This is a genomic window from Desulfosediminicola flagellatus, from assembly GCF_005116655.2.
GTDB classification, from domain to species: domain Bacteria; phylum Desulfobacterota; class Desulfobulbia; order Desulfobulbales; family Desulfocapsaceae; genus Desulfopila; species Desulfopila flagellata.
Genome location: NZ_CP050698.1, coordinates 3,729,803 through 3,754,829, shown reverse-complemented (window position 1 = coordinate 3,754,829; position 25,027 = coordinate 3,729,803). Strand labels below are relative to the sequence as shown.

Annotated in this window: 13 protein-coding genes; 6 read left to right on the top strand and 7 right to left on the bottom strand. The window is 46.4% G+C overall.

Features of this window, described 5'->3' with window-relative positions; translation table 11 throughout:
* Window positions 1–10: 10 nt before the first annotated feature.
* The 3 genes from FCL46_RS15475 to FCL46_RS15465 all read right to left on the bottom strand — a co-directional run bounded on the left by FCL46_RS15475 (window position 11) and on the right by FCL46_RS15465 (window position 13,192).
* Window positions 11–10,513: a retention module-containing protein gene (locus FCL46_RS15475; RefSeq protein WP_167505829.1), complete on the bottom strand. Its 10,503-nt coding sequence runs from the start codon at window positions 10,511–10,513 to the stop codon at window positions 11–13.
* A gap of 349 nt (window positions 10,514–10,862) precedes the next feature.
* Window positions 10,863–12,182, bottom strand: a complete 1,320-nt coding sequence (argA, locus tag FCL46_RS15470; RefSeq protein ID WP_136806723.1) for an amino-acid N-acetyltransferase — start codon at window positions 12,180–12,182, stop codon at window positions 10,863–10,865.
* Window positions 12,183–12,523: 341 nt separating this feature from the next.
* Complete coding sequence (locus FCL46_RS15465) at window positions 12,524–13,192, bottom strand: CBS and ACT domain-containing protein (RefSeq protein ID WP_136806724.1); 669 nt, start codon at window positions 13,190–13,192, stop codon at window positions 12,524–12,526.
* A gap of 425 nt (window positions 13,193–13,617) precedes the next feature.
* Between FCL46_RS15465 and iorA the strand changes: the two genes are divergently transcribed.
* From iorA to FCL46_RS15435, 6 genes are all read left to right on the top strand, one after another.
* The gene (gene iorA / locus FCL46_RS15460; protein ID WP_136806877.1) at window positions 13,618–15,399 is read left to right on the top strand and encodes an indolepyruvate ferredoxin oxidoreductase subunit alpha; all 1,782 of its coding nucleotides are present in this window, start codon (window positions 13,618–13,620) and stop codon (window positions 15,397–15,399) included.
* On the top strand, window positions 15,399–15,980 hold the full coding sequence (locus FCL46_RS15455) for an indolepyruvate oxidoreductase subunit beta (RefSeq protein WP_136806725.1): 582 nt from the start codon (window positions 15,399–15,401) through the stop codon (window positions 15,978–15,980). The genes iorA and FCL46_RS15455 overlap by 1 nt, the downstream gene beginning before the upstream one ends.
* 97 nt (window positions 15,981–16,077) lie before the next feature.
* Window positions 16,078–17,388, top strand: a complete 1,311-nt coding sequence (locus FCL46_RS15450; RefSeq protein WP_136806726.1) for a phenylacetate--CoA ligase family protein — start codon at window positions 16,078–16,080, stop codon at window positions 17,386–17,388.
* A gap of 156 nt (window positions 17,389–17,544) precedes the next feature.
* Window positions 17,545–17,976 (top strand): ACT domain-containing protein, encoded by a 432-nt coding sequence (locus tag FCL46_RS15445; RefSeq protein ID WP_136806727.1) that lies wholly within the window; start codon window positions 17,545–17,547, stop codon window positions 17,974–17,976.
* Between the two features lie 47 nt (window positions 17,977–18,023).
* Window positions 18,024–19,322 carry a phenylacetate--CoA ligase family protein gene (locus FCL46_RS15440; RefSeq protein WP_136806728.1) on the top strand — a complete coding sequence of 433 codons (1,299 nt, stop codon included), beginning with the start codon at window positions 18,024–18,026 and terminating at the stop codon, window positions 19,320–19,322.
* A 679-nt stretch (window positions 19,323–20,001) separates the two neighbouring features.
* A complete protein-coding gene (locus tag FCL46_RS15435; protein WP_136806729.1) occupies window positions 20,002–21,717 on the top strand; it encodes an NAD-dependent malic enzyme in 1,716 nt (571 codons plus the stop codon).
* Window positions 21,718–22,315: 598 nt separating this feature from the next.
* Here FCL46_RS15435 and FCL46_RS15430 read toward each other — a convergent pair.
* The 4 genes from FCL46_RS15430 to FCL46_RS15415 all read right to left on the bottom strand — a co-directional run bounded on the left by FCL46_RS15430 (window position 22,316) and on the right by FCL46_RS15415 (window position 25,016).
* Window positions 22,316–22,495: a hypothetical protein gene (locus tag FCL46_RS15430; protein WP_136806730.1), complete on the bottom strand. Its 180-nt coding sequence runs from the start codon at window positions 22,493–22,495 to the stop codon at window positions 22,316–22,318.
* Window positions 22,496–23,337: 842 nt separating this feature from the next.
* A complete protein-coding gene (locus FCL46_RS15425; RefSeq protein ID WP_136806731.1) occupies window positions 23,338–23,547 on the bottom strand; it encodes a hypothetical protein in 210 nt (69 codons plus the stop codon).
* Window positions 23,544–24,683: an FMN-binding protein gene (locus FCL46_RS15420; protein ID WP_136806732.1), complete on the bottom strand. Its 1,140-nt coding sequence runs from the start codon at window positions 24,681–24,683 to the stop codon at window positions 23,544–23,546. The genes FCL46_RS15425 and FCL46_RS15420 overlap by 4 nt, the downstream gene beginning before the upstream one ends.
* Window positions 24,684–24,701: 18 nt before the next feature.
* Entirely contained in the window at window positions 24,702–25,016 is a 315-nt protein-coding gene (locus FCL46_RS15415; protein WP_136806733.1) for a hypothetical protein, read from the bottom strand.
* Between the last annotated feature and the right edge of the window lie 11 nt (window positions 25,017–25,027).

The following is a 25,027-nucleotide window of genomic DNA, read 5'->3' as shown; positions in this document are numbered from 1 at the left end:
GGTTTGTCGTTTATACTACGCTTGGATCTGGAGGTGGCACCAGGTTATCGATATCAGTATCATCCATGGTTGCTTCAGTATCCAAAGTGTCATCATTTACAGGATTTGTTGCAGCCACATCACCGCCTGTATCGATATCATCTCCACCGACTATAGTATCTGCAGCTTCATCCTCAACAATAACAGTGTCGTCCGGAGTCGCGCCAAATTCAACATCGTCACCGACGAGGATATCATCACCATCACCACCGTCGATAATATCCGAACCTTCACCACCTATAATCTGATCTTCGCCTGCTCCACCCAGCAGCTCGTCATCGCCTTCACCTCCAAAGATGAGGTCGTCGTCAATATCACCGACCAGGTAGTCATTGCCTTCCCCACCGGCCAGGAAGTCATTGCCTGCACCACCATAGATTGTGTCGGCTCCATCTCCACCAGCGATATTGTCTTCACCAGCTCCACCATCTATAGTGTCATCGTAGTCTGTTCCTGTAATGGTTTCACTGTTGCTGCTACCTGAAATTACCATTCCGGAAGTAGAAACATCTCCATCGGCAGCGTCGGCATCTTCAGCATTCAACGTAGTATTGCCGTCAAAGGTGACGCTGAAATCAGTTTCGATAACATCTCCGTCGGCATCTGCAATCTCAACAGGGATCAGGATCGATTCATCGACACCTTCCTGGAATATCTCTATCTCTGCAGACTGGATTCGGAAATCGGAGCTGTTTGGTGCTCCCTTCCCAGCAACTGTGCCAGCTTCAAGTCGAATTTCATCAAAGACTGTTTCACCAGTATTTAAAGAAGAGCCATCGATGCTGAGAATGAAATCATCCGAGCTGTTTCCTCCTTTGTTACTTGAAGCGGAGTTTGATATAGAAACCTCTCCACTCACCTGTTTGCCGTCATTCCAAAGAGTATAAAATGCTTTTTCAGCAGTACCTAAATGGTCAAGAACTAATGTGACAGCGCTAAGGTCAAGGACTGAAGAATTGGTTTGGTTAAGCCTTACAGATTCCTGATTGTTTCCGCTATTGTCCACCTCGACTTCAGAGAAAAATTTGAATGACAGGATATCAGAAGCACGATCGCCTCCGGTAGTAACACCGTTTATCATGCTACCTCCACCAACACCTACCCCCTGATTGGCATAGTTTACAGTTTCTGAATCGTTGGTCCAGCTATCAGAGGATCCATCCCAGCCAAAAGGGTCGGAAAGGTTCTGAGAAGCTCTGGCCCAGACAAAGACACCGTTGGAGTAGGTTGTTACATCGCCTACCGTTGAGCTGGTACCACCACTACCAAATACTGCTTCATAGGTGTTGCCACCATTTAAAGCATCTGAGAAGTCGATTGTCTTGACAGAACTTGCTCCATCGAGGTCTCCATCCTGAGTGACTGTATAGGTTCCCGCCGCTTCATCTACACTAACAGTAAAAAACTTTGAAGCTGAATCGAGATTGCCGGAACCGTCTTTGGATACAGCAGACCAACTGCCATCACCATTATCAAGCCAGAAAAGAGGATCTCCACCGCCGGTGAAATGTGAACCTCCAATAGATAGGACATCTTCCCCCTCAACAAGCATTAAAGAAATACTCAAAGGATCATCTGCGCCTGAGCCAACAATATCAAGACTGGCAGTCAGGCTGTTGCCTTGTTCGATAGCAAGCAAGCTGTCCTGAGGCGTACCGACAACAGGAACATCATCCTGAATCATCACCACAAAGGCACCTGTATCAGCCAATACCTCATCACCGTCTGCATCTGTGGCAATAATGATTGATGAGAGGTCTATTCCTCCAACCTCAGCTGTGCCGTCACCTGTTCTCAGGTCATAATTCTCACCATCACCAGCAACATGATCGAGTTGACCATCAAGGTCGAATATCCACGATCCGTCAGTATTGACTGTAAATGTGAAAATCGTTTCACCACCTGCCGTACCTGTAAGAACATTCCCCACCACATCATAGGTTAACGCTTCGCCATTAGAGTAGAGCGTAGGGATTCCGCCGATATTATCGGAGAGCTTGAATGATAAATCTTCATCTGCTCCTGCAGTAAAGAGGTTTGAAATGTTTGTGGCATCAGTGGAAACTGATGAACCAAAGTCTTCGTCAGCATTTGTTGAACCATCCTCATTGATTCCTGTGCTGCTATCAGGGTCGAGAACATTATCACCATCAACTGTTAAATCATCTTCTTCAACAGAAGCTGTGATAATTGGCAGAGGCAGTTCAAGTAACTGAGGCAGAATTGCCAGGAGCTGATCACCGGAGGTGATGTTCAATGCATCGCCGGTCAGGTCCAGAGTATCCAGTCTGTCGTCCTGATTGTCTGTTACCTGAATTCCAATGGCTCTTACATTGTCAGCCCAGTCACCTAGATCTTCAACTTCATTAGAACCATCGCTACCTGTAACCTGATTGAGTGCATCTGTATTAAAACCACCCCCGGAGCCTTGTACTACTGGTCCACCAGGCTCATCATAATCAGGGTCGTTCCATCTGTTTGGGTCTCCATCAGAAATAAAGAGAACTTCATTCACGAGAGCTCCAGTCACATCAGCATCTGTTAACGGATCGCCATTATTAATCCAATCCAATGCTTGCTGGTAGCCTGCTTCGTAGTTCGTAAATTGATCACCAGAAAGGGGATCAGGTTGAACCATACCATTTACAGCGTCGATTGCTGCCTGAGCAGAACTTGTATCGCCACCTGTTATGGTGAAGGTGCCGAGAGAGGATGAGTCCGTATTGTATTCAACCAGGTGCACCTTATATGTTGAGCCGGCAACACCGTCTGCCGCAAGCCCTGTAAGCAAGGCCACTACTGATGCCTGCATTGCGTCAATCCGTGGAGTTGTACTTCCCTGCCAGTTGATCTCATTGCTGTACATACTTCCTGAATTATCAAGAATAAGTACAAGGTTCATATTACCTGGTACCACCTGTGTTTCAACTGCCTCAGGAATGTCGTCAGCAACTTCAATGCTCAGCCCATCCTGTGTCTGATCGCCGACCGGAACTGAACCAAAATTTACAGTGTCGCCGTCAGCATCTTCAGCCTGAATGGATGCTCCGAGGTTGAGGGTCAAACTGTTTTCCACTGCAGTGCCCGGGGCAGGAGGATCATGATCGAGTTGGTCGAGCAGCTCGAAATCGTAGTCGCCGGTATCTTCATCAAGATTCAAGGTGAATACCGTTCGTCCTTCAGCCTCAGCAATTAATGTGTTGGTATTGTTATCGACACTATACGTTACAGTTGCGCCATTTGAAGTCAGGCCTGGGTTGGCATCTGCCAAGGCATCCTGAACATCATCTACGAAGCTGTATGTCAGATCTTCATCAGCTCCGGAGGTAATAATTGTCGAGAGTGAACCAGTTGCAGTTGTCAGGTTTGGATCGCCATCGAATTCGGTTGCTCCTGTTTCATCTTCATTTCCTTCCGAGCCTTCAACACCAGGACCTGTGTAAGCGGAATCGAAGTTATGAAGTCCTTCTTCCTCGACCTGATGATTGAGAAGTTCTCCGTTAAATTTAGGAATATCATCTTCAATGGTGAGGGCGAAGCTTCCCTGGGCCGCGCCAGTTACGGTGTCACCATCAAAGTCAGTAGCGGTGAGATAGCTTGAGAGATCAATGGCACTCAGTGGACCGGAACTGCTTATTAAATCGGAGTTTTCTACGCCAGGTTCCTGTGGTCCGATGTGGTCGAACTGATCCTTTAGATCAACTTCCCAGTTACCTGTTGCAGACTTGATCTCTACGGTCAGAATCTCACGTCCTCCTGCAGAACCGGTAAGGGTCTGGCCATCAGATGTGAATGTGACCGCCTCTCCTTTAGAAGTGAGGCCAAGACTATCCAGACCTGATACGTCAGTAGCAAAGCCGTAACTAACTACCGGTGTGGCAGCCGGATCAAAGTCTTCATCTGCACCAACGGTAAAGAGTGTAGCCACAGAAGTAGCACCGGATCCAGCATCTTCGTCATCAGTGTTTGAATCTCCGGCATCCTTGTTACCTTCAGAGAGATCGCCGGTACCAAGTGACATCCCGTCTTCCTCAACGCTGGCAGTAATAGCAGTAGGTTGGCTGACAGCTTTAGGAATGTCATCTTCAATGGTGAGAGTGAAGCTTCCCTGTGCCGCACCAGTTACGGTGTCACCATCAAAGTCAGTAGCGGTAAGATAGCTTGAGAGATCGATGGCACTCAGTGGACCGGAACTGCTTACTAAATCAGAGTTTTCTACGCCAGGTTCCTGTGGTCCGACGTGGTCAAACTGATCTTTCAGGTCAACTTCCCAGTTTCCTGTTGCTGCCTTAATTTCAACGGTCAGAATCTCACGTCCTCCGGCAGAACCAGTAAGGGTTTGGCCGTCAGAAGTGAAAGTAACTGCCTCTCCTTTAGAAGTGAGGCCAAGACTATCCAGACCTGATACGTCAGTAGCAAAGCCATAGCTAACTACTGGCGTGGCAGCCGGATCAAAGTCTTCATCTGCACCAACGGTAAAGAGTGTAGCTACAGAAGTGGCACCAGATCCAGCATCTTCGTCATCAGTGCTTGAATCGCCGGCATCCTTGTTACCTTCAGAAAGATCTCCGGTACCAAGTGACATGCCGTCTTCCTCAACGCTGGCAGCGATTGCCGTAGGTTGGGTGACAGCTTTAGGGATATCATCTTCAATGGCAAGAGTGAAGCTTCCCTGGGCTGCACCAGTTACGGTGTCACCATCAAAGTCAGTAGCGGTAAGATAGCTTGAGAGGTCGATGGCACTCAGTGGGCCTGAACTGCTTACTAAATCAGAGTTTTCTACGCCAGGTTCCTGTGGTCCGACGTGGTCAAACTGATCTTTCAGGTCAACTTCCCAGTTACCTGTCGCTGCCTTAATTTCGACAGTGAGAATCTCACGTCCGCCAGCAGAACCGGAAAGGGTCTGGCCATCAGATGTGAATGTGACCGCCTCTCCTTTAGAAGTGAGGCCAAGACTATCCAGACCAGATACGTCAGTAGCAAAGCCGTAGCTAACTACTGGTGTGGCAGCCGGATCAAAGTCTTCATCGGCACCAATGGTAAAGAGTGTAGCCACAGAAGTAGCACCAGATCCAGCATCTTCGTCATCAGTGTTTGAATCGCCGGCATCCTTGTTACCTTCAGAAAGATCTCCGGTACCAAGTGACATTCCGTCTTCCTCAACGCTGGCAGCGATTGCTGTAGGTTGGGTGACAGCTTTAGGGATATCATCTTCAATGGCGAGAGTGAAGCTTCCCTGTGCCGCACCAGTTACGGTGTCGCCATCAAAGTCAGTAGCGGTGAGATAGCTTGAGAGATCGATGGAACTGAGTGGGCCGGAACTGCTTATTAAATCGGAGTTTTCTACGCCAGGTTCCTGTGGTCCGACATGGTCAAACTGATCTTTCAGGTCAACTTCCCAGTTACCGGTTGCTGCTTTTATTTCGACAGTGAGAATTTCACGTCCTCCGGCAGAACCGGTAAGGGTCTGGCCATCAGAGGTGAAAGTAACTGCCTCACCTTTTGAGGTAAGACCAAGACTATCCAGACCTGATACGTCAGTAGCAAAGCCGTAACTAACTACCGGTGTGGCAGCCGGATCAAAATCTTCATCGGCACCAATGGTAAAGAGTGTAGCCACAGAAGTGGCACCAGATCCAGCATCTTCGTCATCAGTGTTTGAATCGCTGGCATCCTTGTTACCTTCAGAAAGATCTCCGGTACCAAGTGACATACCGTCTTCCTCAACGCTGGCAGCGATTGCAGTAGGTTGGCTGACAGCTTTAGGGATATCATCTTCAATGGCGAGAGTGAAGCTTCCCTGTGCCGCACCAGTTACGGTGTCACCATCAAAGTCAGTAGCGGTGAGATAGCTTGAGAGATCAATGGCACTCAGTGGACCGGAACTGCTTATTAAATCGGAGTTTTCTGCGCCAGGTTCCTGTGGTCCGACGTGGTCGAACTGATCTTTCAGGTCAACTTCCCAGTTTCCTGTTGCTGCCTTAATTTCAACAGTCAGAATCTCACGTCCGCCAGCTGAACCGGTGAGAGTTTGGCCGTCAGAGGTGAAAGTAACTGCCTCGCCTTTTGAAGTGAGGCCAAGGCTATCCAGACCAGATACATCAGTAGCAAAGCCATAGCTAACTACCGGTGTGGCAGCCGGATCGAAGTCTTCATCGGCACCAACGGTAAAGAGTGTAGCCACAGAAGTGGCACCAGATCCAGCATCTTCGTCATCAGTGTTTGAATCACCAGCATCCTTGTTACCTTCAGAAAGATCTCCGGTACCAAGTGACATACCGTCTTCCTCAACGCTGGCAGCGATTGCCGTAGGTTGGGTGACAGCTTTAGGGATATCATCTTCAATGGCTAGAGTGAAGCTTCCCTGGGCTGCACCAGTTACGGTGTCACCATCAAAGTCAGTAGCGGTAAGATAGCTTGAGAGGTCGATGGCACTCAGTGGGCCTGAACTGCTTACTAAATCAGAGTTTTCTACGCCAGGTTCCTGTGGTCCGACGTGGTCAAACTGATCTTTCAGGTCAACTTCCCAGTTACCTGTCGCTGCCTTAATTTCGACAGTCAGAATCTCACGTCCTCCGGCAGAACCGGAAAGGGTCTGGCCATCAGATGTGAAGGTGACCGCTTCACCTTTTGAGGTGAGGCCAAGGCTATCCAGTCCGGATACGTCAGTAGCAAAGCCATAGCTAACTACCGGTGTGGCAGCCGGATCGAAGTCTTCATCGGCACCAATGGTAAAGAGTGTAGCTACAGAAGTAGCACCAGATATTGCATCTTCGTCATCAGTGTTTGAATCACCAGCATCCTTGTTACCTTCAGAAAGATCTCCGGTACCAAGTGACATCCCGTCTTCCTCAACGCTGGCAGCGATTGCTGTAGGTTGGGTGACAGCTTTAGGGATATCATCTTCAATGGCGAGAGTGAAGCTTCCCTGGGCTGCACCAGTTACGGTGTCACCATCAAAGTCAGTAGCGGTGAGATAGCTTGAGAGATCGATGGAGCTGAGTGGGCCGGAACTGCTTACTAAATCCGAGTTTTCTACGCCAGGTTCCTGTGGTCCGACGTGGTCGAACTGATCTTTCAGGTCAACTTCCCAGTTACCTGTCGCTGCCTTAATTTCGACAGTCAGAATCTCACGTCCTCCGGCAGAACCGGAAAGGGTCTGGCCATCAGATGTGAAGGTGACCGCTTCACCTTTTGAGGTGAGGCCAAGGCTATCCAGTCCGGATACGTCAGTAGCAAAGCCATAGCTAACTACCGGTGTGGCAGCCGGATCGAAGTCTTCATCGGCACCAATGGTAAAGAGTGTAGCTACAGAAGTAGCACCAGATCCTGCATCTTCGTCATCAGTGTTTGAATCACCAGCATCCTTGTTACCTTCAGAAAGATCTCCGGTACCAAGTGACATCCCGTCTTCCTCAACGCTGGCAGCGATTGCTGTAGGTTGGGTGACAGCTTTAGGGATATCATCTTCAATGGCGAGAGTGAAGCTTCCCTGGGCTGCACCAGTTACGGTGTCACCATCAAAGTCAGTAGCGGTGAGATAGCTTGAGAGATCGATGGCACTCAGTGGGCCGGAACTGCTTACTAAATCGGAGTTTTCTACGCCAGGTTCCTGTGGTCCGACATGGTCAAACTGATCTTTCAGGTCAACTTCCCAGTTACCTGTTGCTGCCTTAATTTCGACAGTGAGAATTTCACGTCCTCCGGCAGAACCGGTAAGGGTCTGGCCATCAGAGGTGAAAGTAACTGCCTCACCTTTTGAGGTAAGACCAAGACTATCCAGACCTGATACGTCAGTAGCAAAGCCGTAATTAACTACCGCTGTGGCAGCCGGATCAAAATCTTCATCTGCACCAACGGTAAAGAGTGTAGCCACAGAAGTAGCACCAGATCCAGCATCTTCGTCATCAGTGTTTGAATCACCAGCATCCTTGTTACCTTCAGAAAGATCTCCGGTACCAAGTGACATTCCGTCTTCCTCAACGCTGGCAGCGATTGCTGTAGGTTGGGTGACAGCTTTAGGAATGTCATCTTCAATGGTGAGAGTGAAGCTTCCCTGTGCCGCACCAGCTACGGTGTCACCATCAAAGTCAGTAGCGGTAAGATAGCTTGAGAGATCGATGGAACTGAGTGGGCCGGAACTGCTTATTAAATCGGAGTTTTCTACGCCAGGTTCCTGTGGTCCGACGTGGTCGAACTGATCCTTTAGATCAACTTCCCAGTTTCCTGTCGCTGCCTTAATCTCAACAGTGAGAATCTCACGTCCGCCAGCAGAACCGGTAAGGGTTTGGCCGTCAGAGGTGAAAGTAACTGCCTCGCCTTTTGAAGTGAGGCCAAGGCTATCAAGCCCTGATACGTCGCTAACAAAACCGTAGTTGACAATCGGAGTTGCGGTTGGGGCGAGGTCTTCATCTGCACCTATTGAGAAGAGTGTAGCCACGGAAGTAGCGCCTGATCCAGCATCTTCGTCATCAGTGTTAGAATCGCCGGCATCCTTGTTGCCTTCAGAGAGATCACCGGCAACAAGTGACATGCCATCTTCTTCGACCTGTGCTTCAATAGCGGTTGGTTGGTTAATTGCTACAGGAATATCATCTTGAATTGCGATAATAAAGGAACCTGGTGCCGCGCCGGTAATTTTGTCATTATCGTAATCCGCAGCGGTTAGGATTGAAGAAAAATCGATTCCTGAGATCGATGGAGTGGAGTCATCAATACTAGTTTTAAGGTCAAGGTTTTCACCATTTCCTGCTACATGGTCGAGTTGGTCCTCGAGGTCGAATCGCCACGTACCCGTGTTTGGATCGATTCTAAATGTAAAAATTACAGTATCACCAGCTGTTGCAGTAAGTGTCTGTCCATCTGACGAGTATTGGATCTGAGTATCGTGTGAGAACAGGGTAGGCAAGCCGTTGAGTAAATTGATATCGGTTGTGATACCATAGAGAGCTTCCGGGCTAGGTCCTTCACTTTGGAAATTAGGAAATTCGTCTGCGCCAACCTTAAATAGGTTTGCAATTGAGTTCTGGCTATAGATATTACCTGATGCCTCATCTGAGTCTATACCTTCACCGCTTTCTCTGTTGCCAAGAGATGAATCAGGATTTTGCAGAAATACATCACCTTCATTTAAATCTGGAACAACCTGCTGGTTTAAGCCGTCTTCGAGTACGGTTTCGAATATGGCATTTTCGCCTGGGTCAATAGCGATAGGGATATCATCGACAACAGTGAAAACGAACAGTCCGTCAGGGAAGGTAGTTGGGACTCCGCCTTGTACTGCTTGAAGGGAACCTGAGAAGTCTAAACCATTTACTGATGAAAGCTGATTCAAGCCAGACTGTAGCTCAATGTTTTCGTCTGGTGCCGGGTTGTTCGAGAGATCATTGGGCGTATGGTCAAGCTGATCATATTGAATGTATCTATACTCTCCATCTGCGGTTACTTCGAGACTGAATACTGGTCTTTCTATTTCTGGGAAATCACCACCACCTGTAATACCAATACCGGCTATTATGAATTGCCCATTGGGATCAAGATAATATTCTACTTCCTGACCTTGTGACCAGAGTGTAGGAAGGTTGGCTGTTGATATAAGTGAGAAGGTTGCCGGCCCACTTGTCAATGCTCCAGCTAATGTTCCGGTGAGGATTTCTGAGTCTGGCTGGAATGGGTCCTCAGGAATATCCTCAGGGGTTGATGTGTCAGGAGCTTTTATGTCGTCAGGATTACCGTCCGAAGAAAACCATAAAAAGAGTGGGAAGGCAGCGTCGGCTAGTTGGGTTTCATATTCAATGGCTTCTTCTTCCACAACACGTGCAATCGGTGTTGGTGTAAAAGGTGTAGGTGGCGGCGGTGGTGGGGGAATAATTGGAGTGTCCGCTGGTACTGGTGCGGCAAAAGTTGCAGCTGCTACTGTAGTTACAGGCGCAACTGGTATTTCCGGAATTGGTTCAAGAACATCTGGTTCGCTTTGGAGAAAGTTGTAATCGATTCCAGTAGTTTCCGCTCCTGATTCAGGGGTTACTTCTTCAGCGGTAAGGTCAAATTTGACGAAAGAACTACCACCGCCTGCATCAGCGACTGCACCAGCTGCAGGAGCACCGGCTGCCGGAGCTTCAAGTTCGACGGTCGGATCAAATTCACCAGCGATCAGAGCTTCCTGGATGTCCTGAACTTCTGCTGCAGCTTCGCTGAGATCTTCAGGTGCGTAGGGTTGAAATACCTCTTCATCGATGAGCACATCAGACATTCTACCCAGATCAAGCTGGGTCTTGGCTGCGTCATTGAACACGATTGAGACCATACCGTTATTGCCGGTGATCACTCTGTCGTTTGCAAAAATCTGGCTGTTGGGCTGTATGGTTCTGGTAGTGCCTTCCTGGGATTCGGCTTTAACAGATCCGTAAACAATAAGTGCTGAACCGATTGGCTGGTTAGTAGAGGTGGTGCTCGGGGTATTTTCGCTAGCCATGTTTGTCTCCATATGACGGTGTTATTCTGTAACCTTCATATAAAGATATAGCTGCCTCCAAGTGATAGTAATTGTACTTTAGTACTAATTATTTTTATTCTATAGAGAAGATTGTGTAACACCCTAACAATGCAGGATAAAAAAATGTGCATTTTAGGGTAGGTTTTTTAACTATCTGCAAAAATTAGACAATTACTGTATTGTGGTTGCTGTTACGAATTTGAATTTGGAGATTTGGTTGGAGGAGAGAAAAAGGGAATTATACAGAGAAAATTGAGTAAATACCATCGAAGATAGAGCTTTGAAGAAGGGTGTAATTACCTGATGCATCGATGGTATTTTGTTTCACCTAAATGTTTTTCACCAAAACTTTTGAATTGCGCTGAAAATTGTACAGAGCTTTACGGGAAGCAGGGAGTTCTTCGACCGTAGACTCTTCAAAACCCTGTTCAATAAACCAATGAGAAGTTCTGGTTGTCAGCACATAGATGGCTTCGAGACCAAGTTTACCTGCCTGCTCCTCTACATAATTCAATAGTTTTCGCGCACGACCACCTTTCTGGTACTCTTTCATTACGGCGACACAGGCAAGTTCGCCAGCTGGAGTGCCTGCAAACGGATAGAGTGCTGCACAACCTATAACAAGGCCGTCTTTTTCAAGAACCGTGAAATAGTCGATCTCATTTTCAAGCAATTCGCGGGAGCGTTTTACCAAAATACCTTTCTCTTCAAGAGGAGATATCAGGTTGAGTATACCGGCCACATCCTGCAGTCGGGCAGGGCGGGTGGTTTCGTAGCTATCCCTGTATACCATTGTTCCGGATCCATCTCTGGTAAACAGTTCGTTCAAGAGAGTACCGTCTTCGCTTGAAGAAATTATATGAGAGCGTGGTACTCCTTTTTTACAGGCTTTGTATCCGGCCCTGAGAGAAAAATAAGAGTTGGATGGGGCATGTTCTGTTTCTTCGGTTAAAAATGTCTCACATTGTGCCAGAGTAAGTTGCCGAAAAAGTGTGCCTGATTTGTCATAGATAGGGCCGTCATCATTATAAATAAGTGCTTTGTCAGCTTGAAGAGCGACCGCAACACTAATACCAACATCAGCAAACGAGAGGTTAAATACTTCACCGGTAATTGAATAACCAAGTGGAGAGAGCAGTGCCAGTGCGTTATCGTTGAGGATGTTTTTTATTGTCTGTACATCCACACTACGTACTTTGCCTGTCATCTGGTGGTCAATACCGTCAAGAATGCCTTGTGGCATTGCTGTAATGAGATTGCCACTTCTGATTTTCAGTTTTGCTCCGTACATTGGTGAGTTCGGCAGACCGCTTGAGAAGAGGGCTTCGAGTCTCCAGCGTGCGATACCGACAGCTTTCAGGATAAAGCTAAGGTGATCTCTTTCTGTTATGCGAACACCGTTGTGGAAGCTGGAACTAAAACCCGCCTGGCTGAGCTCTTCATCGATCTGCAGCCGTGCCCCATGCACAACTACTACCTTGACACCCAATGCCTGCAATATAGCTATATCACTTACTATGTTGATGAAATCAGGTTGGGCCAGGCATTCACCCGGAATAAGGATCACAAAGGTTTTGCCTCGATGAGCATGAATATACGGAGAAACCTTTCGAAACCACTGTACGAAATATGCGTTTGTATTTTCCACGTGATACCAGGATGTAATGGTGCAATATAAAGGCTCTATGTTTGAGCAAGCCGACTTTTCGCTGCAATATTGTAATACAATACGGCCTGTTGATCCTATCGTTTTTCACTCACGTTTTCAATCCTTATCCTAATGAGCTACATGTCTATATTAAAGCAATTGTTTGATAAGGTTTTACAGCGGGAAACACAACGAGGAAATTGAGGAATGGGAGTTTTAAGTGCAAAAAAATATTTTTGCTCAGTAATCGGAGTTGAAAAGGCAGGGAAATTGTAAATAAAGATCATAGCAGCCCGAAAGCTGACGGACTGCTATGATGGCGATTGAAGATACTGCAGCTATTATGGGAGATATGGGGTGATGTCTTTAGCGTAGCCGCTCTTAACCTTAAACCCTTTTTCCTGAAGAGCATTGATTGCTTTTATACCATCCTGGGAAGCAACACGCATAACCAACTGGGAAATTCCAGGATGCTTTTTCTCCGGCCAGGTGAGCAAACTCTGGATGTTGATTTTTTCGTCCTTTAAGATTGCAGCAACCTGTGCCATTACACCAATGCTATCTTTAACAAACACACCGAGGCGCATTGAGTCATCGCTGATTCCGATAGCATCAAGCAACACGCTCATGACGTCTGTACTGGTGATGATTCCTACCAGGTCGTCATTTTCCATTACCGGAAGTGAGCTGATGTTGTGCTGCTGCATAACAAAGGCAGCTCTTTCAATGGTAGTATCTACGGGGACTGTGACGACAGTTTTAACCATGATCATTTTAACCAGAACTTTTTGTAGTAAATAGTTAAGTTCATGGGTGGAAAGTGAGGTTGCCGGAGAGGCCCAGTGTTGTTTGAGATCCCGATCAGATACCAGGCCTACGAGCTTGCCTTTCTCGTTAACCACCAACAGGTGTTCAATGTTCTTTTTCTCAAGTGTGTCACGGGCGTCAACCAGGCTGGTTTCGGGGGATACCGTTACCAGGTCAGTGTGCATTATTCTGCCGATATACATATAGTCCTTCCTCCAATTTTAAAAAAAAATATCAATACTGTGATGGTATTGTCAGGTTTTATAGGATGATAATTTCAGAAAATACCAGTTTATTCGCTTTTATCAAGAGATCATCTTCATGGATTATATGGTAAACATTAAAGTTGTCAAAACAAAGGCTTGATCATTATACTGACAGAAAATATTCAGGACAAAAACTATGATTGGGCTACTGGTTAATATTGTTAAGCAATGCTCCTGAAAAGGTTTAATAAAGTCTGAAAAAGACTTGCCTGCATAGTTGTTTTCGGAGTAGTTTGCTCAATTGCCCAACGGTTGTGGTTTACGAAAGATAATTGGCAAAAAAACATGCTGCAGCCCATGAGTATACAGACTTATAAAAATCAGGAGATACTGTGACAAAGATTAGCGAAAACGCACTCTGGATGTCCGGCAACGAAGCTATCGCGCTTGGTGCTGTAGAGGCCGGGGTCAAAGTGGCTTCCGGCTATCCCGGCACTCCTTCTACGGAAATTATGGAAAACCTGTCACGATATGACGGGGTTTACACTGAGTGGGCTCCCAACGAAAAAGTTGGGCTCGAAGTTGCTATCGGTGCATCATACGCTGGTGCCCGTGCGCTCGCCACCATGAAACACGTTGGTGTAAACGTGGCAGCAGATCCGCTCTTTACTGCGGCGTACACCGGGGTATGTGGTGGTCTGGTGCTGGTGAGCGCGGATGATCCTGAGATGCATTCATCCCAGAATGAGCAGGATAATCGCAACTATGCTTTTGCAGCAAAAGTGCCAATGCTCGAGCCATCTGATCCTGCCGAAGCAAAGGAAATGCTCAAAACTGCCTACAACCTGAGTGAAGAGCTCGATACACCTGTAATTCTGCGAATCACCACTCGAATCTCGCACGTAAAAGGTGTGGTTCAAAAAGGTGAAATGGTTACCGGTAATCCGGCTTGCGGCATTAAAAAGGTTCCGGACAAGATGGTTATGCTGCCGGCAATTGCCCGCGGCAGAAGAGTATACGTTGAAGAACGTATGAATAAATGTAAAGAGCTTGCAGAGACTGCCGAGTTCAACAGAATTGAGCCGGGCGACACCAAACGGGGCTTTATCACCTCCGGTGTTTCGTATCTTTATGTAAAAGAGGCCTTTCCTGAAGCTACTGTTTTAAAGCTTGGAATGTGCTGGCCGCTGCCTGAAAATCTTATCCGTGAATTTGCCGACTCTGTTGATGAACTTTATATAGTAGAGGAGCTTGACCCATTTCTTGAGAATCATATCAAGGCAATGGGAGTAAAGTGTATCGGTAAAGATCTGATTCCTAATCAGGGCGAGTTGAACACTGCAATTGTTCGTGAGTCGATTGAACAGAAGCCGAAAGAAGATCTGTTCGCTCCCGTCCAGTTACCGATGCGACCACCGAATATGTGTGCAGGTTGTCCGCATCGCGGCATCTTTTTCAACCTTTCAAAGCTGAACGTTTTTGTTTCTGGTGACATCGGTTGTTATACCCTTGGTTTTCTGCCGCCACTTTCCAGCATGGATTCCTGTGTCTGTATGGGAGCATCAGTTACAATTGCCCACGGTATGGTGAAAGCACTTGGTGAGGGAAGCCATAAGAGCGTTGTTTCGGTAATCGGTGATTCAACCTTTATGCACTCAGGTGTAACGGGTCTTATCAACACGGTGTATAACGAGTCCGGTGGAACAACGATTATCCTCGATAACCGAATCACCGCGATGACCGGTCAGCAGAACAACCCTGCAAGTGGCCGTTCCATTAAAGGTGAAGCCGCCCACGAGATCGACATTGAAGGGTTGTGCAGAGCCATTGGTGTAAAACATGTTTTCGTGGTTAATCCGCATGAGATACATGAAACTAAAAAGGTACTGAAAGATGCAATTGCTCTTGAAGAACCTTCAGTAGTTATCTCTAAGGCACCGTGTGTATTGCTGCCTGAGTTAAAAGAGCGCAAACCTGTTTCATACTTTACGAATCAGGAAAACTGCGTGGGTTGTATGGCTTGTATCCGTCTGGGTTGTCCTGCATTAAGCTGGACTGCATTTGGCGAAGGCGAAGCTGAGGCAAAGGGTTTCCGTAAGAAGCAGAAGGGCGTCTCGAAGATTGATGAGATCCTCTGTAACGACTGCGGGCAGTGTGCATCTCTATGTAAGTTTGATGCCATCACCAGAAAGGAGGAAAAATAATGGAAGCAACAGGAAATATCCTCTTCTCAGGGGTTGGTGGTCAGGGAATTCTTCTGGCCAGTGAAATTACGGCACTCGGTCTGCTCGCTGCAGGCTTTGATGTGAAGAAAAGTGAAGTACACGGTATGGCTCAGCGTGGTGGTTCTGTAACAGCGCAGCTGCGTTACGGTCAGAAGGTGTATTCTCCACTCATTGAGCCGGGCTGTGCAGACATACAAGTGGCGTTTGAGATGATGGAAGCAGTTCGCTATCTTCCTTACCTGCATAAAGGCAGCAAGGTTGTAGTGAATACGCAACAGATTTTGCCGCCCGCAGTAGCAACAGGTCATGCCAAATACCCTGAAGGCGTACTGGATGAACTGACATCGCGAGGCATTGAAGTTGTGCCGGTAGATGCATTTGATATCGCCCGCGAAGTGGGTGAAGTACGAACTGCAAACGTGGTAATGGTTGGTGCTATGGCAGCGTTCATGCCGGTTGATAGTGCTATATTCGAAGAGGCGATTCGAACCCGCGTTCCAGAAAAATTTCGCGAAGTGAATATTAAGGCGTACAAAGCAGGAAGAGATACCACTAAATAGTGCCTGATACGTTTTCATCAGAAGACCGTCAGGTTTTCTGATGAAACGTATGCCGCTTATATTCTGAACTGAAATACGAGTATAGAAAGGAAAGACAATGACGACCGTGTACTGGGAAGAAGAGATTGAGACCCTGCCCAGGGTAGGGCTGGAGTCTATTCAGCTCAAACGGCTGCAGCGGTTGGTAGCCCGGGTGTATGAGAAAGTAGCACCATATCGGCAGAAAATGGATGAGGCTGGTGTAAAGCCTGAAGATATTAAAACGCTTGCTGACCTCAGCAAGTTGCCGTTCACGTATAAGGACGATTTGCGTGATAATTACCCGTTTGGTCTGTTTACCGTGCCGTTGGATAAGGTGGTCCGAATACACGCTTCTTCCGGTACAACGGGTAAATCGACGGTAGTTGGTTATACTGAAGCAGATATCAAGTTGTGGTCCGGTGTTATGGCCCGTGCATTCTGCTGCGCAGGAGCGAATAGCGGCGATATGGTTCACAATGCCTATGGTTACGGTCTTTTTACCGGTGGCCTGGGTGCTCATTATGGTGCTGAGCGACTTGGAGCCACAGTAATTCCTGTTTCCGGTGGCAATACAAAACGCCAGATTAATATCATGCGCGATTTTGGTTCAACCGTACTGATGGCAACTCCATCGTACGCACTGAACCTGTCTGATGCCATGGAAGCAATGGATGTCGATCCTTCATCATTGTCTCTTAAAGTAGGTATTTTCGGTGCCGAGCCGTGGAGTGAGAATATGCGCGAAGAGGTAGAGCGTAAGCTTAACCTCAAAGCCGTCGACATTTACGGACTCTCTGAAATTATCGGCCCTGGTGTTGCCATGGAATGTCTTAAAAGTTCAGGTGGCATGCATATTTTCGAAGATCATTTCCTGCCTGAAATTATTGATCCGGATACCGGTGAAGTGTTACCTCCTGGAGAGAAAGGTGAGCTGGTATTCACTACACTTACCAAAGAAGCATTCCCGCTTATTCGTTACAGAACCAAGGATATTTCACGGCTTATGCACGAGACCTGCTCGTGTGGCAGAACACTTGTACGTATGGAGAAGGTGACCGGCCGTACAGATGATATGCTTATTATCCGAGGTGTTAATGTCTTCCCATCTCAGGTAGAACATGTCCTCATGGGTATTGATGGAGTTGAACCTCACTACCAGATCGTGGTAGAACGAGAGGGTAACCTCGATACTATGCAGGTTCAGGTTGAAGTGAGCGAAAATGTCTTTTCTGATGAGATCAGGGTGCTTGAGACCTTATCGAAGAAGATCAAGGCAGACATCAAGGACTATCTGGGAGTTACCTGCAGTGTGAAACTGGTTGAACCAAAAACCATCCAGCGCAGTGAAGGTAAGGCACAGAGAGTTTTCGACAATAGAAAATTATAACTGTCCGACAGCACCCTCCAGCTTCGCGATCAGCCCGCCAGGTATACCTGTTGTATAGCCTGACGCGCTGCTTGCAAACCTGCAGAGCACTGTTGAACAGTTATGGTCTTGAGTAAAGGGTGTTCCTTTTACAATGGATATACGAGGAGGAAGAATATGCGCGTAGAACAGATTGCAGTTTTTTTAGAGAACAAATCTGGCAGGCTGGCTGAAATCACCTCTATCATCGCTAAAGAAGGGGTCAATATTCGGGCTCTCTCTGTTGCTGATACTGCCGACTTTGGAATCTTGCGTTTGATAGTTGATGATGTTGAAAAAGCCAAAACTGCTCTTAAAGAGAACGGATTCACCGTAGGAATAACCAACGTTCTGGCTGTTGAGGTATCTGATGAGGTGGGCGGACTTGCAACAGTACTGAGATCAATTGAAAAGGCAGGGCTCAACGTTGAGTATATGTATGCCTTCGTTAATAAGAGCAGTGAAAATGCAGTGCTTATTTTCCGTTTCGAAGATATGAACAAGGCTATTGAATCGTTGCTGGCAGATGGCTATACGCTGCTTACCGGTGCACAGATCTGCGCCCTCTAAAGCGCTGAGAAATACAATTGCAGAGAACTTTACAGGGTGAAAAGATTATGATTTGGCAGCAAAAAGAGGAGTGCATGCCGAGGGAGGATCTCGAAGCACTTCAGCTCGAGCGCCTGCAGCATACACTGCAGCGGGTTGCAGCACGTGTACCATTTTATCGCAATACCTTCAGGGATAAAAACCTCGATGTTTCCAAGGTGACGTCTCTTGATCATATTCGGGATTTTCCGTTTACACTGAAACAGGATTTGCGGGACAATTATCCGTACGGTCTTTTTGCAGTGCCTCTTCGCGATGTCGTCAGGGTCCACTCGTCTTCAGGCACCACTGGTATGGCAACGGTGGTTGGGTATAGTCGTAAGGATATCGATACCTGGTCTGATCTTGTTGGCAGGATTTTGTGCGGTGCCGGAGTAACTCCTGAGGACGTTATCCAGATTGCTTTTGGTTATGGCTTATTTACAGGTGGTTTTGGGCTGCATTATGGTGCTGAACGAGTAGGTGCATCTGTAATTCCAATTTCTGCGGGTAACACCAAACGCCAGATCCAGATAATGAAGGATTTTAAGACTACAGCACTGGTCTGTACTCCTTCATATGCGCTTAAAATGGCTGACGTGATGATGGATATGGGGCTGAACCCAAGCGCGCTGTCATTGAGGTATGGTCTTTTCGGCGGCGAGCCATGGTCTGAAGGAATGCGTGCGGAAATTAATGAACGGCTCGGAATTATAGCTACAGACAACTATGGTCTTTCCGAGATCATGGGGCCGGGAGTTGCCGGAGAATGTCAGGAATGTAACGGCTTGCATATTAACGAAGATCATTTTCTTGTTGAGGTACTTGATCCTGATACTCTTGAGCCTGTTGCACCAGGGGAGATCGGCGAGTTAGTAATAACCACACTGACTAAAGAAGCATTCCCGGTCATCCGCTATCGTACCCGGGATCTTACCCGCCTTATGACCGAACCATGTCCATGCGGCAGAACGCTAACCCGTATGCACCGCGTTATGGGAAGAACTGACGATATGTTGATCATCAAAGGTGTAAACGTCTTCCCTACCCAGATTGAATCAGTAATCTTTGACATTGAAGGTACACAGCCACATTACCGTCTAATTGTTGATCGTGAAAATAATGAAGACAAACTAACGGTTATGGTTGAGGTGGTTGAGTCGATGTTCTTTGATGCCATGAAAAAGCAGCGCACTCTGGTTGATACCATCAAGAAGCGACTAGCCTCTGAACTTGGTGTCGGTGTTGATGTGAAACTGGTTGAAGAGCGTACTCTGGAGCGCTTTGATGGAAAAGGAACACGGGTGATTGATAATCGAACATTTTAACCAGTGTTTCGCTAAAGGGAGAGCAAAAGTTTAGTTTCTGCAATCACTTAATATAGAAAAAGGCCCTATGGTAATTTCCCATTGGGCCTATTTTTTTGTTCAGTCCGGGACTCTATTCCCTTGGAAAATATGGCATTTGGGGGCTCGTAATTCCTGCAGCAATTTATAAAGAAGGTCTTTATAGATATCAGGTTTATATACTATTTCTTTGACCGATCGTCCTCGAAGGCCATTCTCGGACGGCCTCCTAACAATTTCAAAATATTGGTTTAACTGAGTGCTCACCTTTTTAGGGAAGGATCAGAATGAGCAACTATAAGACTTATTCACTGTTAGGATCAATATTATCGACTTTTCTTCTTATCCCTTTCATGTTTACTTCACCCGGTCGAACCCTTTGAAGATTAAAGAGTTTTTCTGCTTGAAGGAGAGGGTACTCCGCAACGCTGAATGTGTATTTACTCGATCTCAACATCAAGCATAGGTCTGGGCCTAACAATCATCGGCAATAACTGCCGTTACGTTTAGCGTCAGTCCATATGACGACATCTTCTGCAATGTTTTGCACGTAGATAGTGAGAAGAGTGATAACTCTCATCAACTACTGAAAAGCGTTGGATCTGGCATCGTCTGAACTGATGAAAATGGGGACTATAGCTAAAATAATAGAGGTAAATGCATGTCAATCGAACAGTATTTGAAGTGGCAGGATTTTGAAGGGAATGAATTCCGCCCAGTTGCTCTTGTCGGTGTAGATTTATTAAACGATAGGATCCTGAATAAAGGCACAGCGTTCAGTGAAGAGGAACGGGCAGCCTTTCATTTAGATGGTCTCGTTCCTCCCCGACTGCAGACATTTGAAGACCAGTTGGCGAGGGTATACAAAGGCTATCTAAATGTTGAAGATGACATTCAGAAGTATATCTTTCTCAGATCTCTTCAGGATCGTAATGAAACGCTCTTCTATGCACTTGTGGCTCAGCACGTAGATGAAATGGCACCCATTATCTATACTCCCACAGTTGGCAAGGCCTGCCAGGAGTATAGCCACAGGTATCAGAAACCACGAGGCTTGTACATAACTCCTGAAAATGTTGAGAGTATGGGTGAGATGGTTCATCATTTCGCATCTCAGGATATAAAAATTATCGTGGTTACAGACAGTCAGGGGATATTGGGGATTGGTGATCAGGGTGTGGGAGGTATGGGAATTCCTATCGGTAAGCTTTCCCTGTATACCTTGGGCGCTGGCATACACCCTGCCTGTTGTCTACCTATTGTTCTTGATATTGGCACAAATAATACTGAATTGCTGAATGACCCTATGTATTTGGGTGTTCCTCGAAAGCGTATAGCTGGTCAGGAGTATGATCAGTTTATTGAAAAATTCGTGGCTCAGGTAAAACGGTGTTTTCCGCGGGCATTGTTACAGTGGGAAGATTTCAGCAAATCGAATGCCTTTAATAATCTTCATAGATATATTGATGATTTACCATCGTTTAATGATGATATTCAGGGCACTGGTGCTGTTGTTTTGGCTGGAATTATCAATGGAGTGAAAATCAAAAATGAAAAACTGTCAGACCAGACATATCTGGTCTACGGAGCAGGGGCAGGCGGAGTTGGTGTAGCTGATCAGATCTGTGCAGGGCTGGTGAGGGAAGGGATGGATATAACGGAAGCTCAGGACAAAATCTATATTCTGGATTCCCGGGGGCTGGTGTTTGAGGATCGTGAAAACCTTGAAGACTATAAAAAACCGTATGCCAAATCTCACTTGATTGCTTCAGAGTGGAAAGTACAAGAAGAAGGTAAAGCGTCTCTTACGGAAGTGATTAATAATGTGCCAGTTACCGTTCTTCTCGGAACGTGTGGCATAGGTTCTTCTTTCAAGGAAGAGCACATCACCCAAATGATGAGTTATACCTCGCGGCCTATGGTGTTTCCTCTATCTAATCCAACGAGTAACTGTGAAGCGTTGCCGGAGGATCTGTATAGATGGAGCAAGGGCCAGGCAATTGTGGCAACAGGAAGCCCGTTTGCTGATGTGAGCCATAACGGACAGGTTTTCAGAATTGGCCAGGGAAACAACGTGTTTATTTTTCCCGGTGTTGGTCTTGCCGCGATCTTGACCAAATTCAAGAAAGTATCAGTTAATATGTTCACAACCGCTTCGTATGCTCTGGCTGATTGTGTAGCTGAAGAAGACCTGGAAGCGGGTACTGTTTTTCCTAAAATTGAAAATTTGCGAACGATTTCCCTCCATGTTGCTGTTGAGGTGATTAAGGAAGAAATTAAAAATGATCCAAACCATGAACTGCATAGCAAGGATTTAACAGAATATGTAGAAGCGTGTATGTGGAAACCGACCTATCTGCCATATCGAAGAGTCTGATAGCCTGACCCTGATTTCTCATCAAAAAGATAACGATATGAATGTCATGCTTACAAGTAAGACTGGGTAGGGGAGCTCATTTGGTTTTTTGCTAAAAAAATCAAAGGCCCAAATACTACAAAAGATGGTGTAATGAGTGTTGTTGTGTCCAAATCGGTAAATACTTATCCCTTCACTAATCGGTGGAAAGGCTGGGTAAAACCTTACTGGTAGCTTTAGTTCTCTTTGAGGCCCTATGGAAATTTTCCATAGGGCCTTTTTTATATAGAAAGCAAAAGATGTAATTGTGGAGACAAATGTTCTCTGGAGGGGCACTGCTACCTCAAGAATCGCGTAAATATTGAAATGAACGTAAGGTTCTTACTGTAGTAACCCTACCGACTCATGTGGTCAATTTACCTTCTCAGGGGTAACCTCAAATTGTATTTATGTTTAAAATGATATGATTTCAGGTGGATATCAATAGAAAGTATTTGCTTTAACACTATCGAGAGTCATGATTTTGTCAGGCATGGCCTGAGTCAATCAACATAATGACCCCTCCCGCTTTTTCTAAAGATCAAGAACCCACAATGAAACGATAGCCCTCCACTTCTTTTCACTCAGGTGTCGATTTTAAGGACTGTTGAAAAATCGAATTACCGACTACGGCTCCTGCTGGAGCCGGAAGGGCGAGGGAGCTTTCGAGTCCTTGCCGGTAAAAAAGACCACCCAGAAATGAATGAGTGACTAAAGGTTTAATCGTACAATTCTCCTGACCAATAATTGTTATTTCCATATTTGCTCCAGACTTCCTGCATATTACAGTAGTACATATTTTTCTCATATAAACTCGTATCCTGTGAACTTCTTTTGTTCGCTGGTCGAGTTAGTCCGGCTTCTTGAGGCCGTCTACTTATGTAAAAATTTCTGTCGTACCTTTATCTTGAACCGTTGTACGAAGGTTCCGAGACACATACTTTGCGGATGGAAACTAAACTAGAGGATTAAACAATGAGGAAAGAAAACGTAAAAGAAAGGATTTCTATAATAATGTTGCTTCCACTCTTAATAGTGACAGGTTTTGGAATCAAACTGTTCTATTCAATTTTACCATCCCTCCAGCGTCTGAAATTGGCTATTGTACAGAATTAGAACCAAGGCGAACCTCAGTGGTCTTGCAGCTAAGGATTGCCTCAAAACCGTGCATTGTCATTGGATTATGTAAGAGGAGGGGCAAGTCTTTGCTTGAGTCAAAATAGAAAGGGTCAGAGAAAAATTCAATTTTAGCGGTTTATTGTATTAACCTATCCAAGATAGTCTGGATTTCCCATTCCCACTCAATACGACTTTATTAATTACTGTTTCCGGCCCGTATTTCGTGTGTTCTTTCTTATCCCATCGCAGGACTCGGTTTGCATTGTTTTTCATCGTATAGCTCCTCAAACGCTCATTCTTTCCTGATTACAGGTTGATGAGATCTTTAAACGTCGAACTCAATTTGTCGATGGGCTCTGAACAAAATTTCGATATATGAGGCGTGGTGTTTTGATCGGTCATCCGGTAGATTATTTGGTGTGGCGGAGGCAAGATTACAACCTACAACGAAGTAGATCGGCGTTTTTAGGAGTCCATCACAGGTTAACTTCCTGCATTCGGTAAATTTTCGAGAGAATAATCAAAATCCAGCAGACCCTCCCGGGTGGTAGATGTTGCCTCTCCTCTACTCCTTTCGATGTAGAGAACGCTATCCGCTTCCTGCTTCAAAAGAGTCTCAATATTTAAGCCCACCTCGATGGCGCAGGTGATCAATAAGAGCAATGATACAAATAACGTTACGTGTTTTTTCATGATGACTTCAACTTGTTTGCCGGCAGCACCCAGCTACGCATAAAACGTAAGAAAGAAAACATACTGTCTGCCGGACAGAAGAGATTACACCAGGGTCTTTTTATAATGAGGGAGCTGATGATGATGAGTATCACCATGACAAAGAGAACCCGGGAACCGATGACGTTAAAAAAGACGCTGACAGGTGCGTAGCTGAAAGCCGAGGGGTTTCTGAAGTACAGGCCCCCCATCAGAGCCAGCAGAAAGAATACCCGAGGCGTCCATTTTACGAACGGGCTGCTTTTGTCCGGAGCTTTGCAATTGGTAATCACGGAAAGGCATTCCTGGGCCGCCCCAAAGGGGCAAACATACGAGCAGTACAGATTCTTGCGGGTAAAAAGAAAGATGTTTACGGCAAGCAGCAGACAGATCAGGCTGGTATACGAGGCAAGACCGTGCAGCCACATCCCGCTTAAAAAGGTTACCCCTGTAGCGATACTGAATTGAGAGGCAAAGACAAAGCCGACCAGCACTATGGAGAGCACCATCAAGCCCCAGCGCAGCCGTTTAAACCATACGCCCCTTACTAGAGGTAGCAGCAGGGCGGCCACAAAAAGGAGAATGATGACCGCATCCTTGATGCCAAAAGGGAATTGCTCTTCTTTCTCCGGCAAGGGGCGATCATAGTAGGCAGCTCCGATTTCATCCATCCCGTGCCTGATACCGTTTATAATTGCACGGGATGATAAGGTTGCTCCACTTACCGCATCGACCTGTGGTTCATCCTCGACTGACTGACCGATAAAGGCTTTCAGAACCCCTTTGCTGACCACTTCTTTTACGTAGGTGGATGTGTCGTTGCTATGAAGGACAGCCGTAGTTTCGACGACCTTATCTTTAACAGCGACCGCTACCTGTAAAGGGCCGCCGTAACCGGAGTACTCTTCAATTGCAAAAATTGTTGAGGTGCCTGGTTCTTCTTTGCTGTGACCAAGGTAGAGCTGATCGTTTACCCTCTCAAGGTATCCGATGTCACTACCCAGTTGCTGTAGCTGGCTGGACACCTGATTGCCGGTTCTATAGTAGCCACCGGCCCAGGCTGCGCACAGCAGGAGGATCGAAAGAACTGCAAATATTTTCTCGCTCGTTTTTAACATGATCGGATTACTGCCTACTTATTGACTTGGTAGAGCTTTTCTAAAAAACAGGAGCTTCATCATGGCCAGGCCGATAACAAACAGACCGACACCGAGGACGCCGATGAAATACCAGCCGGCATTTCCTTCAAGCTCGCCGTACAAGGTAAATCCACCGGCAATGGTAACCACCAGAGAGACGAACCACCCATAGACCAAGGTCCCTTTCCACCAGTTCACATCTATGTTGCGTTCTTTGGCCCAGGCCAGGCCGCCCTGAATAATCAACACCTGCAAGGCGCCCATGATCATCCAGGAAAGATATTGAATAATTGTGCTGTTGGGATCAAACATACTAGTATCTC

What these genes read in the sequence shown, in the direction of transcription:
- FCL46_RS15475 (WP_167505829.1), bottom strand. Translation starts at nt 10,513, where the DNA reads ATGGCTAGCGAAAATACCCCGAGCACCACCTCTACTAACCAGCCAATC.
- FCL46_RS15465 (WP_136806724.1), bottom strand. Translation starts at nt 13,192, where the DNA reads ATGTATATCGGCAGAATAATGCACACTGACCTGGTAACGGTATCCCCC.
- iorA (WP_136806877.1), top strand. Translation starts at nt 13,618, where the DNA reads ATGTCCGGCAACGAAGCTATCGCGCTTGGTGCTGTAGAGGCCGGGGTC.
- FCL46_RS15455 (WP_136806725.1), top strand. Translation starts at nt 15,399, where the DNA reads ATGGAAGCAACAGGAAATATCCTCTTCTCAGGGGTTGGTGGTCAGGGA.
- FCL46_RS15450 (WP_136806726.1), top strand. Translation starts at nt 16,078, where the DNA reads ATGACGACCGTGTACTGGGAAGAAGAGATTGAGACCCTGCCCAGGGTA.
- FCL46_RS15445 (WP_136806727.1), top strand. Translation starts at nt 17,545, where the DNA reads ATGCGCGTAGAACAGATTGCAGTTTTTTTAGAGAACAAATCTGGCAGG.
- FCL46_RS15440 (WP_136806728.1), top strand. Translation starts at nt 18,024, where the DNA reads ATGATTTGGCAGCAAAAAGAGGAGTGCATGCCGAGGGAGGATCTCGAA.
- FCL46_RS15435 (WP_136806729.1), top strand. Translation starts at nt 20,002, where the DNA reads ATGTCAATCGAACAGTATTTGAAGTGGCAGGATTTTGAAGGGAATGAA.
- FCL46_RS15430 (WP_136806730.1), bottom strand. Translation starts at nt 22,495, where the DNA reads ATGGAAATAACAATTATTGGTCAGGAGAATTGTACGATTAAACCTTTA.
- FCL46_RS15425 (WP_136806731.1), bottom strand. Translation starts at nt 23,547, where the DNA reads ATGAAAAAACACGTAACGTTATTTGTATCATTGCTCTTATTGATCACC.
- FCL46_RS15420 (WP_136806732.1), bottom strand. Translation starts at nt 24,683, where the DNA reads ATGTTAAAAACGAGCGAGAAAATATTTGCAGTTCTTTCGATCCTCCTG.
- FCL46_RS15415 (WP_136806733.1), bottom strand. Translation starts at nt 25,016, where the DNA reads ATGTTTGATCCCAACAGCACAATTATTCAATATCTTTCCTGGATGATC.